At 61.8% G+C, this 15034-nt stretch carries 4 protein-coding genes; 2 read left to right on the top strand and 2 right to left on the bottom strand.

From position 1 onward, the window contains the following. Window position 1: 1 nt before the first annotated feature. A complete protein-coding gene (locus KUA23_RS05710; RefSeq protein WP_099494152.1) occupies window positions 2-1420 on the bottom strand; it encodes an amino acid permease in 1419 nt (472 codons plus the stop codon). Window positions 1421-1788: 368 nt separating this feature from the next. Here KUA23_RS05710 and KUA23_RS05705 point away from each other — a divergent pair, with 368 nt between their 5' ends. Both KUA23_RS05705 and KUA23_RS05700 read left to right on the top strand, forming a co-directional pair. Continuing rightward, on the top strand, window positions 1789-4875 hold the full coding sequence (locus KUA23_RS05705; protein WP_100491415.1) for a transglycosylase domain-containing protein: 3087 nt from the start codon (window positions 1789-1791) through the stop codon (window positions 4873-4875). Window positions 4876-5024: 149 nt separating this feature from the next. Beyond that, window positions 5025-9878 carry a hypothetical protein gene (locus KUA23_RS05700; protein ID WP_252993560.1) on the top strand — a complete coding sequence of 1618 codons (4854 nt, stop codon included), beginning with the start codon at window positions 5025-5027 and terminating at the stop codon, window positions 9876-9878. Between the two features lie 357 nt (window positions 9879-10235). Here KUA23_RS05700 and KUA23_RS05695 read toward each other — a convergent pair whose 3' ends face one another. Beyond that, a complete protein-coding gene (locus tag KUA23_RS05695; protein WP_346356379.1) occupies window positions 10236-14861 on the bottom strand; it encodes a dermonecrotic toxin domain-containing protein in 4626 nt (1541 codons plus the stop codon). Window positions 14862-15034 lie beyond the last annotated feature (173 nt).

Raw genomic sequence — 15034 nt, 5'->3', positions numbered from 1 at the left:
GTCAGGCCGAACGCGGGGCGCCTTGGCCTGCGTTCAACGGCTGTAACTTGAACACGTAGAACAGCACAGTCAGCAGCACCAGGAAGACCGGGCCGACATACAGGGCTATGCGGGTGTCCGGGAAGTAGGCCATCAGGCCCACCACCAGCAGCAGGAACGCCAGGGCCAGGTACGAGCTGACCGGGTACAGCCACATGCGGTACTTGAGCCCGGCCTGCTCGGCGGGGCTCAGGCTTTTGCGAAACTTGAGCTGGGCCAGCAGAATCATCAGCCAGGTCCAGATCGCACCAAAGGTGGCGATGGAGGTCACCCACACGAAGACTTTTTCTGGCACCAGGTAGTTGAGCAACACGCCCAACAGCAACGCGAAGATCGACAGCAGCAAGGCCTTGCGTGGCACGCCATTGCTGGACGTGGTGCCGAAGGTCGCCGGCGCCTGGCCGTTCTGCGCCAGGCTGTAGAGCATGCGCCCGGTGCTGAAGATGCCGCCATTACAGGAGGACAGCGCGGCGGTGATCACAACGAAGTTGATGATGCCGGCGGCGGTCTTGATGCCGAGGCGTTCGAAGGTCATCACGAACGGGCTGCCCTGGGTGCCGATTTCGTTCCATGGGTAGATCGACAGGATCACGAACAACGCGCCCACATAGAACAGCAGGATGCGCCAGAACACCGAGCCGATCGCGCTGGGGATGGTCTTCTGCGGGTTCTTCGCTTCACCGGCGGTGAGGCCGATCATTTCCACGCCCAAGTAGGCGAACATCACCATTTGCAAGGACATCAACACGCCCTGCACGCCGTTGGGCATGAAGCCGCCATGGGCCCACAGGTTGGAAATCCCCAACGCCACGCCGTCATTGCCGAAGCCGAACGCGATGATGCCGACGCCGCCGATGACCATCGCAATGATGGTGACGATCTTGATCAGCGCAAACCAGAACTCGAACTCACCAAACGCCTTGACCGCAATCAAGTTGATGGTGCCCATGCTGATCAACGCCGCCAGGGCCCAGATCCAGCGCGGGGTGTCGGGGAACCACACGCCCATGTACACCGCCACGGCGGTGATTTCGGCGACGCAGGTCACCAGCCACAGGAACCAGTAGTTCCAACCGGTGAGAAAGCCCGCCAACGGGCCGAGGTAGTCTTGGGCATAACGGCTGAAGGAACCGGCGACGGGGTTGTGCACCGCCATCTCGCCCAGGGCACGCATGATCACCAGGATCGCCAGGCCGCCGATGATGTACGACAGCATGATCGCGGGGCCGGCCATCTCGATGGCCTTGGCCGAGCCGAGGAACAGGCCCACACCGATACAGGCACCGAGGGCCATCAGGCGGATATGCCGTTCACCGAGTTCGCGTTTGAGCGGGCCGCCTTGAGCGGTCTCGCCATGGGGCAGTGGGTTGCCGACTGGCATAGGGGTACAACCTCATTTTGTTATTGGATTGCCCACCTGAGTCTGCGGGGGGCAAGCCGGTAAGCCTGCCCCCTTGCCGAGACCGGGGCCGCCGTGTGGACGGGCCCTTCTTGCCGGGCAAGATCAGCGGGGGCATGCAGTATAAAAAGCTCAGGCCAGAGCCTTTCACTATAAAAAAGGGGCAATTTAGGGGAAGAACCCGCTCAAACGCCATTTTACAGGAGTATCTTACCTGCTCCGGGCGGCAAAACGCCGCAGCCCGTGCACTTCATATAGTTGACGGGCCGATCACATTTTTCTCGCAGCGAGCGCCCAGCGACTACGCTTTGAACACGTCCGATCAATCTGCGTGAAGGGATCAATCGACTATGGGCGCACTGTGGCATACCGAATCGACAGAGGCTGCGAAACTACAAGGCAGTTCGGACCCAGCGCCTTTACCTGAAAACAAACCCCGGCCTCGCTACGGGTGGCGAGTGTTCTGGCTGATCATGCTGATGGCCCTGATTGCCCTCGGTTTTGCCGCCAACAAAGAGATGCGCACCTCCGCCCTGCAAGCCCGGGAACTCAGCCGTCTTGCCGACGACCTCACCTTCGAGATTAAACCTGGCGCCAGTGACGCCATCGTCTACCCCGGCGCGGGCCCCTTCGATCGCCGCCTGGGCTACAGCGACCTCGGCACCTTCCTGCCACGCCTGCTCAAACGCGGTTACGTGATTGATGCCCAGGTGCGGTTCTCGCCTGAGCTGATGAGTTACGCCAACAAAGGCCTGTTCGTGCCCTACACGGAAAAAATCCAGGCAGGCCTTTCGATCACAGACTGCCGCGCCGTGCCGCTGTATCAATACGACTACCCGCAACAACTGTACTCAAGCTTCGCGGCGATTCCGCCGCTGGTGGTCAGCAGCCTGCTGTTCATCGAAAACCGTGACTTGCTCGACCCCGCCCAACCCCAGGCCAACCCGGCGGTGGACTGGCCGCGCTTTGCCAAGGCCGCATGGTCGCAGGTCGCGAAGTTGCTGCACTTGCCCGGCCAAAGTGCAGGCGGCAGTACCCTGGCGACCCAGTTGGAGAAATACCGCCATTCGCCGGATGGCCTGACCGTGTCCGGCAGTGAAAAGCTGCGCCAAATGTTTTCTGCCGCCGTGCGCGCGTACCAGGATGGCCCCGACACCTTGCCTGCACGCAAAAATATTCTGCGCGACTACCTCAACAGCGTGCCCCTGTCGGCAGTGCCCGGGCACGGTGAAGTGCACGGCATGGCCGAGGGATTGCGGGTGTGGTACGGCGCCGATTTCAACCAGGTCAACGCGGCGCTGACCGGCCCGGTCAATGCTCAACAAGGCTTGGCGCTGCGTGAGGTGCTGTCGTTGATCATCGCCCAGCGCCGGCCATCCCATTACCTAGCCAAGGGTCGCGACGAACTGGCGCAACTGACCGACAGCCACCTGCGCCTGCTGGCCCAGAATGGTGTGATCGAGCCGGCTTTGCTCAAGCAGGCATTGGCGAGCAAGGTCACTTACCGTGACTGGGCGCAGCAACCGACGATCCAGCCGATTGAAACCAATAAAGGCATCAGCGTCGCCCGCAGCCGCCTCGCCGCCCTGCTCGACCGGCCGCTGTACGACCTCGACCGCCTGGACCTTTCCGCGACCACAACCCTGCAAGCCCAGTTGCAGGGCCAGGTCAGCGACTATCTAAAGCACCTCGCCGACCCCGAGTACGCGCGCCAGATCGGCCTGCTCGGCGAGCGCCTGCTCACCCCCGCCAGCACCGCACAAGTGCGCTACAGCTTCACGCTGTTCGAGCTCACACCCGATGGCTCACGGGTGCGCGTGCAAACCGACAACACCGACCAGCCCTTCGACATCAACGAAGGCAGCAAGCTGGAACTGGGCTCTACCGCCAAGTTGCGCGTGCTCACCACCTACCTGCAAATCATCAGCGAATTGCACGACAAATACGCCGCGCAAACGCCTGCCGCGTTGAAAAAAGTCACGGTGGAGGATCAGGACCGCCTAAGCCGCTGGGCCCTGGATTACCTGATCCAAACACCGGACAAATCCCTGGCCAAGATGCTCGACGCGGCCCTTGATCGCACCTACTCGGCCAGCCCCGGCGAACGCTTTTTTACCGGTGGCGGGCTGCACACCTTCCATAACTTTCGCAGCCAGGACAACGGCCGCAGTCCCACCTTGCGTGACGCGCTGCGTGAGTCGATCAACCTGCCGTTCATTCGCCTGATGCGCGACGTGGTGCGCTACGTCACCTACTCGGGCGAGAACAACAGCGCCGAGTTGCTCAAGGACGACAACGACCCGCGCCGCCAGGAATACCTCGCCGGTTTCGCCGACCGCGAAGGCACCACCTTCCTGCGCAAGTTCTGGAAGAAGTACCAGAAGAAAGACACCCAGGCACGCCTCGATACCTTCCTCGACAGCTTGCGTCCCACGCCGATCCGCCTGGCCGCCGTGCACCGCTACCTGTTGCCCGACGCCAGCCAGGCGAGCTTCAACCTGTTCGTGCGCTCCCACCTGGCCGGCGTCAAAACCCACGAAAAACTCACCGACGAACGCCTGCAAAAACTCTACAGGGACTACGGCCCCGGCACCTACGACCTGCCCGACCAAGGCTACATCGCCAAGGTGCATCCGCTGGACCTGTGGTTGCTCGGCTACTTGCTCAACCATCCCGAGGCGACGTTCAGCGAGGTGGTCAAGGCCAGCCAGTTCGAGCGTCAGGAGGTGTACAGCTGGCTGTTCAAGAGCCGCCACCAGAGTGCGCGGGACAGCCGCATCCGCACCATGCTGGAGATCGAGGCCTTCCTCGACATCCATCAGCGCTGGCAGGCCGTGGGCTACCCCTTCGATCACCTGGTGCCATCCCTGGCGACGGCGATCGGCAGCTCTGGCGATCGCCCGGCGGCCTTGGCTGAACTGATGGGCATCATTCTCAACGACGGCGTGCGCCCCAAGGTGCTGCGTATCGACAGCCTGTTGTTTGCCGCCGGCACGCCGTACGAAACACGCCTCGTCAACGACCCGGCGCCGGGCAAGCAGGTGATCCCGGTCGAGGTCGCCAGAGCCCTGCGCGGCACCTTGTCCCAGGTAGTGGATGCCGGCACCGCCAAACGCGTCGCCGGCAGTTTCAAGCTGGCCGACGGCACGCCACTGGCCATGGGCGGCAAGACCGGCACGGGCGACAACCGCATCGAAGCCATCGGCGCCGGTGGGCGGATCCTCAGTTCCAAGTCGATCAACCGCACTGCCACTTTTGTGTTCTACATCGGCGAACATCATTTCGGCACCCTGACGGCCTTTGTGCCGGGCGCCTCCGCTCAACAGTTCACGTTCACGTCAGCGCTGCCGGTGCAGGTGCTCAAAGGCATGGCGCCGCTGCTCAACCCGTTACTGCAACCGGGGAGCCCAGCCATGTGCCTGGCCGCGACTCACTGATGCAAGGGCCATCGCGCTACAGGCCTGGGCAAACCGGTCATGTAGTGGTTATGTAGGCCCGTCACTCCCTCGGCGGCCAATAGTGTGGGCATCCGCGTGCAGAGCCCTGCTCTGTATGGTTTACCTTATCGCTACAGGACACCCAGGCTATGCCTACACAAACCCAGACCTCTACCGAGGACCTGCTACGCCGCTTGCCGCCCCGTATCACCGCCATCGAGCACCTGCTGGACGCCCAGCCGGACTTGGCGACCATCATGGCCAACGAACTGCGCAAGGGATTAGCGAAACGGGTACCCGCCAACCCGCCGAATCCTGATACGGTTTATCTCAACGAGTACGACATTCCCTCGCAGACAGAGCAAGACAGCGCACCTCGCATCACCCGAACACGTAACCTGACACAGGTGCTGCAAGAAACGATTGCCACCCAAAACCTGCCGACCGAGCTGGCCAAAGAGCCGCAAACCGGCAGCGTCAGCCAAGCCGTCGGGTTCTATCCAACGGCCCACGGCACCGGACGTGACACTGAACTGGCGGATTTGGAAATCTCGGCAGTCAATGCGTTAATCAGTGACCTGCAACTCAACAGCCAGACGCTCTACGTGAACGCGCTCAGGGCGTTCTGGTCGTCGCCCCACGCAAGCACCGGTGCCCTGAGCGTCCTGGCAGCCGTGAGTCAAAAGCAGCGAGAGGTATTTACGCTGGAGGCGGACCTGAAGGTGAATGATGCACGGCAACAGGTCGAAAAGGCCGAGCAGAACCTGAAGAAAGCGCCCGAAGATACCCAGACTCAAGCGGCTGTGGCCACGGCCAAGTCACACCTGCAGGTGCTGATCGAAGGCCGGCAATTGATCGAGAACCGCGTACTCCACGAAACCACGAACAACGCCACACCGCCGCTCACACTCAGTATTGCGCTGAACGCTACGGGCCAGCCTGACTGGACCACGACGCTCAACGGCTGCTTCGTACTCACCGAGCGCCTGCATGGGCCCCGACCGACCGTCCTCTATACCCCACAATGGGGGGGCGAATTTTTCGAGAGTTTCTCGTCCATGGAAAATGCCTTGCGTCTACGCCTGGTGAGAAGCGCCGAAAGAGACCTGCTGTTCGCCAACATTGCCGCCAAGGAACACGCCCATGCCCGAGGCGTGTTACGCAACGAGCAGAAATTGAGCTATGCGCCGATCACCGGGCAGGTATTCAATACGTGCCTGCACGCCCAGCTCATCCAGCAAGAGGCCGATATCGACCAGGCCTTCGAGACGTCCCACACCACGTTCGAAACCCTCGCAGCCGGCGTACGTGCCACGCTGGCACTGCCGCTCAAGGGCAACCCGGGCTTGATCGCCCGCATGCCTGTGCCCCTTGACTTGACGCAGGCATCTCCCGACCCGCTCACCCAGCCAACCACTGCGCAGCAAACGCATCTGATACAGCAGTGGAACTCGCTTAACCAACAGCTAGACCAGGTTCTGGAAAAGCACAAACACCCCTCGCTGGACGCTGTGCTGACGTCGCTGCTCAGCGAGACCTTTGCACAATTGCCTGACGGCACAGGGCTGGACAGCCTGTATGTCAACCGCTACCGCATCGACAGCATGGGCGCGCGCCATTTTGAATCCTCCCGCCCATTACTCGAGGCGGTGTGTACCTTATTGCTGTGGGGCAACACCGCAGTGGAAACGGATGAGGATCACACCACTCAAAAAGATGACGCCAAACCGGTCGAGACCTTCGCCGAAAGTGTCTTTCGCAGCGCGACCGCGTTCAGCGAAACCGACCAACTGAACCAGACCGGCACACTGTCGGACCTGGCTCACACGCTGAAAATACAACTGGCCGAACGGGTCACCGCCTACTGGCGTACGCCAATAGCACCCGAGCTGGTCTGCCCACAAGTCCGGCTGATTGATGTCCAACGCCAAACCCTGGATGTACAGGCACGCCTGCGCGTAGCCGACAATACCCTGAGCCCGCAGGCCAAATTGCTGATTGACCGTGCACTGCGCTACCCGACTCAGGCCCGGCGCGAAGCGAGCTTCAGCCATGGCAACCGCCCCGGCGCCTATCAATTGACCGTGGCCACCGCCTGCACCGAGGTGGCGCGTATGGCCGGCAGCTTCATCCTGACCTTCAATGACGGCTCCAGCCCGGTCGCCCCTCATTGGCCCCATGGGCACAAAAACCTAAATACCCAGACTGCTGGCATTGGCCCGGTAGTGTTATATACCCCGGACATGGGCTTTGAAGAGTGGGCGTCTCTGCAAGCTTTGCATGACATGCTCAAGGCCCGCATCAATGCCGGCGAAGACGCCGGCAGATTGTTTACCAGCGGCTTACCGCTGTTGGTTCAGCATGGAAAAACCGGGTTGTGGGGCGATGACCTGAGTAGCACGTTCGCGCCGATCGCAGACGATTTTGTCGCGGACAGCATTCAGGCCTTGCTCGACAAACAGCAATCCGACATCGAAACCATTCTGGGCCTGACTGAGGATGAATCGGACAGCGAAAAAAATGGCCGCGTGGAGCTGGCGGAGTTGGTGGATATGGCCGGACCGTTCCTGGCGCGCAACCGGCTGCTGACAGAACACTGGCGGCCGGACTGGGAAAAGCGCTTGAGCGCGGCGGACAAGAAGGCTCTGCAAGATCAAGCCGACACCACCCTGGCCACACAGGACGAACTGGCCAAACAGTGGCAAGCGCTGATCCCCACATTGGCCGAGTATGCCAAGCAACAGGTACTGACAAAGATTCGCGCCTTACTGGTCGAAGCAGGCCAAGACTATCCCGCACAGGGCATCGACCCGGACAAAATAATGGTCGTCCGTACTACCCGAATACGGATTTCATCCGGTGGCGGTTTTGGGTCTGTGCATGAAGGGGTTAAGAGCAGCAGGATGAGCCTGACCAACCTGCTGTTGAAAAACACCAAACCGTGGCAAAGGGGCCTCAACTGGGAAGAAGACGATCTGTTGAAGGCCCAACTGACCACCTCCCAGGGAGAATGGGTGCGCGATGCCAAGGGGGCCATAATCACCTTGGAGAAAGAACGCCTTGAGCAGTGGCTCAAGGACCTGGATGTTGGCCAGCAGTACGCACAAAACGTGCTCGATAAATACCTCGCCCCGCAGGCTACGGCAGCCGAAGCCCACGCCTTGAAACAAGCCTGGATCGCCTGCCAGACGGCTGTTCTGAATTACGCGGCCCTTGCGGCCCGGTTGAATCCTGATATCTACCGCAGGCAAATGCCCAGTGACCCCGGGCAAAAAAAAGCTGACGCTTGGGTGGGGGCGGTGCTGGCCTCGCTATCCCCCGCGACACGCCCACGGGTCGACGGGCAGACCGTGATCGCCAACGCGCTGATGTTCAACCCGACCAATTACGCGCCCCAAGGATCTGGCGGGCAGACCGTGAACGGCGTGCTGATTCTCTCCACTGACGCCGATGATATGCGGGTGCTGTATACCCCGAATGCACCCGACGGTGTGGAACTCAGGGAACTCGTCAACGAGACCGAACTGGTGCAAATGATGCGAGGGCCGGCCTGGCTGGATTACCTTCGCGCACGCCTGCCGGCCGGTACACGCTTGCTCAATCATCGTCTGGCCGCGCATCAAGGCGATGTATTGGTCGGGCTGTACCGGCAGAACTACCTGTACCTGCTGGACAAAGCCGACACTGAAAGCGTGACCAATGAAGAATTGGAGGCCCAGTCGACCCTCAACAAGGTACTGTTCGGCGTTGAGGTAGCGCTGACCGTGCTGGGCGGTCTCCCCTGGAGCGGCCAGCTGGCCTCTTCGGCCGCCCGGTTTGTCGGCCGGGTGGGGCGCACATCGGTCCATGCTCTGCGCAGCCTTGGGCAAACCGTGGCGGGGCTCGTCGTGCGTCGCGGGTCACGTGCGCAAACGCTGTTTGAACTCGCAAGAGTCACCACTACGATGGCCGGGGTGACGCGAACAACAGGCCTGGGTATCAAGCCCCTGTCCATGCTACTGCGGCCTGGGAGAAATACACTGCGCCCGGATCTGCTGAAATACCAGAACGACTTTCTGCAAGAAAGCGCCCGCCTGGTGGTGAAGGGCGGCATCCCGGCCGGTGCAGAACTGGCCGAAGGCACAGGCATCTATCGCGTCCCCGGCACATCCAGTACCTACCTGGTACGCAGCGTCGGAGAAAAGGGCAAAGAGCAGGTGTTCCGCATTCAGAATACGTTCAACCTCTATGACAACAATGGCTTGGTCGCGCCGGTGCTCACACCCTCTGGAGGCGTGACCCCGTTTCGGTTGCGGCGCCTGCCGACCAAGTTCTGGGAGCTGGACACCTGGCAACGCCTGCCCGGCGCCGGGCCAAAAACCGACAACGCCATCACCCAAGCACTCAGGGAATGGGACGAACTCGTCAAAGCCAATGCGGCACCGACCACCCCACAGAACACGCTGGACCCGACTGATTTTTTCACAAGTCGCGGTTTCAAGCTTGGACAATGGAACAAACTAGTCAGGTCAGGCGGCGAAATAACCCAACGAGGCTTGGTACGACTCAACCCTGAGAGCGCTACACAGCTGTCAGACGAGCTGTTCATGAAATGGGTAAACATGGAGCAGCCGACCAGAGAAGCGGCGGATGCATTTGTAAAAACACATGGCATTCACCCTGACCGTTGGAGCCAGTTCGTCAGCAGGGGCAAGCTGAACAAAGCTGGCGAGGCCCGCAAGGCAAAACTGACGAAGCCCTTCAACAATTATTACACCCGGATCTTCGACCAGGACTTTTTAGACTGGTATCAGTTGGCCCTTCGACCGGAAAACCAGAACAAAGCGGCCGCCTGGCAATTCGCCGTTGATCGTGGCCTTCACCCGTCGACCTGGATGAAATACGTGAACGCCAACGGTACCTTCAACACGGCCATTCCGACAGTCGCAGAGCGTGTCAATCGTCTAAAGCTTGAATTCCCCCGTGACTTAAGCCAACCCGGCCCGTCCCTCCCCCCCAGCTGAATCGCATTCGGCTGCCAATGCAGGAGCGAGGGTGCTCGCTCCTGCTGATTGTGGCTAAACCTCTGAATTCCGGATCACCGTGACACTGCCTTCATAAGTAAAGGCTCATCAGGCCGTAGGTTGCCGGGCGGTGAGGTTCTTGAACACGTTACGCCCCGGTTGGTGTGGCTGAAGATGTGATGCCCCTTGAGTGGCTGGCCTTGAGGGTCGATCAGGCGACCGCGCACGGTGACTCAACGACCGCGTGCGCCCCAGGGTGCTGCGTACCGACAGTCTGTTGTTTGCCAGTGGCCCCCATAAGAACCCCATCTGGTCAACGGCCCGGCACCCAGAGCCTGTGCGTGGCGGGCCCGAGCCTCAGTCGAGGCTGAAAAACAGACGCCTGGCCACGGCCAGAGAGATGGCTTGACGTTCGATCTGAAGCACCGGTTCCAACTGACCAGTCTGCCCGCGACGAATACGCGCAAACCTGTCCGCCTCGACTTCGGCCTGGTCCTGACGGCCCAGGTGTTCCTGCTCGGGACGCTTGAGGTGGGCGGCCATGAAATGATCGTCCAACGCCTTCTGCGTCGTGTAATGGAAATGGGCAACACACAGCGCTTCGCCGTTCGCGGCATCGGCGACGGCATAGACCTGCAGGTAGTCGTCGCGGTGCCCCTTGAGCGCCACCCGCCCGCCGCGCCGGGTTATCCGAACCTCGTGGTGGCGATGCAGGAACTCCAGCGTGTCCTGGGTGATCGGCCGTGCCTTGCTCGCCCGTATGCGAGCCTCCAGGCCGGCTGCCTCAAGGCTCGCCACCGAGGCGTGCAAGCGGCTGACCATGGCCCGGGCATTGGCCTGTTGCACCACTGCCAGCCGCGCACTGTCGAGCATACTCAACTTCTTGTTGATGTCCTCGGCCACCCAGCGTCGACGGGTGGCCTGGGATTCCAGCAGGTATTGCAGGCTCGACGGCTGGTTGACGCTAGGGATCATGCCCTTTACCTGATTGATGGCTTTATCAACCGTGGCCACCAAGGCTTCGCCCTTTTCCATCAGGCTGCTCAATGCCCGATTGGGGTGGCGCCGTGGGGGGGTCGGCTGGGCATCCCACACGCCGTCTTCGGCTTCGGTGAAAGCGGCGATGACTTGGCCCGAAGGGTCACGCAGTTCGGCCGCTGGCTGGTCCGACGGCAGGTCGCTCAGTTGGGCAACATACAGGTCGCGGTTACGCGTGCGGATGATCTTCTTGCGCCTTGCCCCTGGCACGGGTGCGGGCGGCTTGGTCCGTGGCCTGGACTTGGCGGCCGGCTGCGACAGGTCGCTCAGTTGGCCCTCGATGTGCAGATGCAGCTGTGTCAGCAATGCCTGGAGTTTTTGCAGGTAATCCACGTTGAACTTGTCCGGCTCCATGGCCCGCCAGAATTCGATCTGATCGTCGGTTTGCGCGTAGACCTGGTCAATGCTCTCCAGCAATTCGACGCGCTCCTGGTCAGTGACCTGCACGTGACGCAAGTCCGCCATGGAACGGTTGGCCCGGCGCGCCCGGTTGATGGTTTCGCTGACGCTGTCGAAGAAGGCGTCCTCCAAAGGCGGGCCTGCCACATCGATGGCGATGCTCCACAACGTGGTGAACTGCAGGGCTTGCAGGTCCTGCACCGATGGCCGTGGGGGCAAGCCTGCCGTCAAGGCCTCGGCCTTGTCGCGGCCGAGCCTGGGGACACGCAGCAGTTGGTCAAGGTGACGGTCCTCCAGGGTGCGCCAGTGTATGGCGTTGTCATGCAGCGTCGCCAATTCGCGCAGGCCCTGCCCCAACTGCACGTGGGCCTGGCGGTTGATGTCCGACTGAGCCTCTCCCTCGGTTTCGTCCTCCAACAATTTGAACACCGGATCGAGCCGTGCATTGACTGCCACCATCTGCTCGCGGGTCAGGGAGCTGAGCAATTGCGTGCCCAGCACGACTGACTCCAGGGCGCCGCACAGTTCTTCTTCATAACGCGGTCGCGGCGCCAATTCGCGCAACGCGCGCAGGGTGCGCAGTTCCTTCTGGGCAAAATCAAGGGCGTGCTCGGCTTCCTGGTGATAACGCTGCCGGGCTTGCACCCGACGTGGCTCATCAATAGCGCCTTCCGGCTGTTCGACCAGTGCACGGGCGACCGCCATCGCCTGGCGGGCCCGCATCTGGTCCTGGCGCGCCTGCTGGTAATCGCGGTTCAGGCTTTCGCGCTGTGTACTCGCTGCCTGGCGAGCGTCCTGCAGGGCATAGTCGGCCGCACCGCCACGCAGGTGCAGGCCCAGGTCGATGTCCCAACGCCCGTTGCCCAGGTGTTTGAGCCAGGGCCCGAGGATTTCGCCCGTGGCACTGACCACCCGTACCCGGCCCTGTTGGATCTGAATGCGATAGACCCGCCCGCGTACCAGCGCCTGCCAGTACCCGCCGACAGCCGATGCGGGTTTCAACAACCCCTGCAAAGGGCCGCTGGCTTCAGCCTGTTTCAGATAGTCGGGCGTGGGCTGCGACTTGAGGCTCAAGGCCGTCAGCCGCGCCTGCATGGCCGGGGTCAGGGTATCCCGTGCATTGGCCCAGCCAAGCGGCGCACTGAATGATGCCGGAGGGCTCCCCCGCACTGGCGCGGCAGGCACCGGTTCGGCGCGGGCCAATGGCGCAAACGCCGGATGCTCCAGGTCCAGATCGCGCTGCACGTCATGGGGGGCAGCCTGATGCGCCATCACCGCCATCAGGTTGACCAGCATGTCCGTGACCGCGGCGGCTCGCGCCTGGGTGTCGCTGCTGTGCAGGCTCTGAAGATCCTCTCGCACGCTGTCGGTCAACTGCAGCAGCCAACCGGCCAACGCCGCCGGCCCACGCAGCAGCGGCAGCAGGTTGGTGAACAGCAGCCAACCGAGCTGTTTCAGGGAGGCCCAGCGCTGTTCGGTATTGGACTGCGACTGGCGGTCGGCCAGGGTTACCAGTGCCTCAGCGGTTGCAACGAAGACCTGTTGCGCCGGATCGCCGTCCGCCACCTGTTTGTGCAGGTGTGCCGGAGCTGGTTTGGTGTAGACCGTGAACTCATCCGACGGTAAAAAGTGCCGGATGTGCGGCTCGATGAAACCACCGTTGGCATAGATCGCCTGGCGCCGCGCATCTATCCAGCTCAGCACCTGATCTTGCAATTCGCCCGTAGCCCTGATCGCCTCTAACAACGCCGCCAGGCTTTCATACTCCTGCAGCGTTGGACTCAGCAGTGGCCGGTACAGCAGGTGCGGTCCTTCGTGCCCGGCCTGTGGCCCGATAATGAACTGGTTGGCAACCACGTCCGCCACCTGATCGGGCGCAGCCCGGAACGCCAGCGGCCACAGGGCCATGGCTTGTCCATCGAGCAGGCGTTGGACCGGGGTAGCCTGCAACGCGGCCTGCAAGCGCAGGAAACCGTTAAGAGTCAGGCCGTGCAGGCCCTGGATCTTGTATTCCAAAGCGAGCAGCGGCAATTGGCTACGCAGCTGCCGACTGAACAACCGCTGGCGTCGAGTGGCTTCAGATACGTCGTCCACCAGCTTGCGCTTGAGCAACAGCGGATAGGATTGCCCGATTTCGACCTGCTTGATGCAGGCGCTGAGCAGGTTATATGTCAGCCCTGGCGGGGCCTTTTCGCCCTTGAGGCTGATCGACTTGGGCGTATGGGGAAAGCCGGCGAGGTTTTCCAGGGCCAATTGCACCAGGGTCACGGTGACGGGTTCGACTTCTCCAGCGATGAAGCCGCCCGGCAGCGGTACGGCAGCGCCAATCACGCGATCGAACCGGATGCTGATCTCTTGTGCTTTCAGCTTGGCCGTCACCGGCTGCTGCTGCAAACACCCCTGCAATTGCTCGACGGCAAACTGCTCGATCGTCGGGATGCCTTCCAGGTAGTCGTGTGCGCCCTCGGCATGACCGGTCAGCACCCAGCCGCGCAGCAATTGAGCGCAGGCGGCACTGTCGGTGGCATCGGCCTGGCTCAGCCACAACGGCAAACCTACACGCAATTTCTGTTGGAGCGGACTCAGGCGCGCGACAAACCAATGAAGGGGGTCAGTGATGTCGTTCAGCAACTGTTGCCAAGCCTGGGCTGTTCGTGGCAACCGTCGGTCGATGCGGTCGAGGTCACGCAATTGCCGCTCCAGGTAACTGGCTGCCAAGGCGTCGAAGGGGTCACCCTCCACCGGCCGGGAAAACCAATGTGCGACTTGCCCTGCCGGTGACGGTTCCACCTCGGCAGCCAACACCCCCCCTATATCGTCTATGTCCTCAATGGGGGTGATTCCCAAGGCCGGGTTGTAAAGCAGCGAAGACGTCCCCCCCTGCGCCAGGGTCCGCTCAAACAGCAGCCAGGGCAGCGTGCGTAACTGGTTTTGCCACAGGTGCAGCGTTTGCACGCGCAATACCGCGCTGTGCAGGCTCCACTGACGGTCGGGCCGGGTCGGGCGCAGCAATGTTTTGGGAAACAGCTCGGCGAAGCGCGCCGGGCTCATGCCGGGCGGCATGGGGGTATCGTAGAACAGCGCCAGCAATTCGTCGGACAAATACCCCCAGCGCACCATGTCCATGGGCATTGCCTCGTGCCACCACGCCTGCAATCGCTGGGCAAAAGCCTCCAGCAGAAAGGTACCGCATTCGTTGATCACTACCTCCAGCTCGGCAAGGCTCGGCCCGCCGGGCTCAAACACCTCGCGTACGCGCCGAACCACCGTGTGATAGTCCTGCACCAACAACACGGGCCGGGCAGCCGCCAGGCGTTCCACCACCATCTGCGGTAACGAGGCATAGTGCCAGGCCCCCGCGTCGAGTTGATCTTCAGGGGTCGCGATATGGAGCAATCCGGCGTGCTCCTTACGCCCACTGAAATAGCGGTCCAGGTAGGCCTGGGCACTGTCCAGGGCCACGGTCAACAAGGACGGTGGGGCGTTGAACAAGGTTTCGATCTGTTCGATATGCGCTTGGCGCAGGGCACTGGCGGCGAGGGGCATCCGGGTATCTCCGTCGGGTTGATCCCCCACGCTAGCCCCTCGTACCGCCGCCAAGGCCCTAGACAGTTACCACGCACGCCCCAGAAAACCCGCAGCACCAGATTTATCTACTGCCCCGTCCTGACCTGAGGCGACATAGCCTGATGACCTTGTCTCCTTTCATCAGGTCATCC

The organism is Pseudomonas pergaminensis (genome assembly GCF_024112395.2).
Taxonomy (GTDB): domain Bacteria; phylum Pseudomonadota; class Gammaproteobacteria; order Pseudomonadales; family Pseudomonadaceae; genus Aquipseudomonas; species Aquipseudomonas pergaminensis.
The sequence above is the reverse complement of the archived record's forward strand: the minus strand, read 5'-3'. Positions and strand labels throughout refer to the sequence as shown.

Excerpts from the sequence above, each read along its gene's own strand:
- KUA23_RS05710 (WP_099494152.1), bottom strand. The coding sequence starts at position 1,420 with ATGCCAGTCGGCAACCCACTGCCCCATGGCGAGACCGCTCAAGGCGGC.
- KUA23_RS05705 (WP_100491415.1), top strand. The coding sequence starts at position 1,789 with ATGGGCGCACTGTGGCATACCGAATCGACAGAGGCTGCGAAACTACAA.
- KUA23_RS05700 (WP_252993560.1), top strand. The coding sequence starts at position 5,025 with ATGCCTACACAAACCCAGACCTCTACCGAGGACCTGCTACGCCGCTTG.
- KUA23_RS05695 (WP_346356379.1), bottom strand. The coding sequence starts at position 14,861 with ATGCCCCTCGCCGCCAGTGCCCTGCGCCAAGCGCATATCGAACAGATC.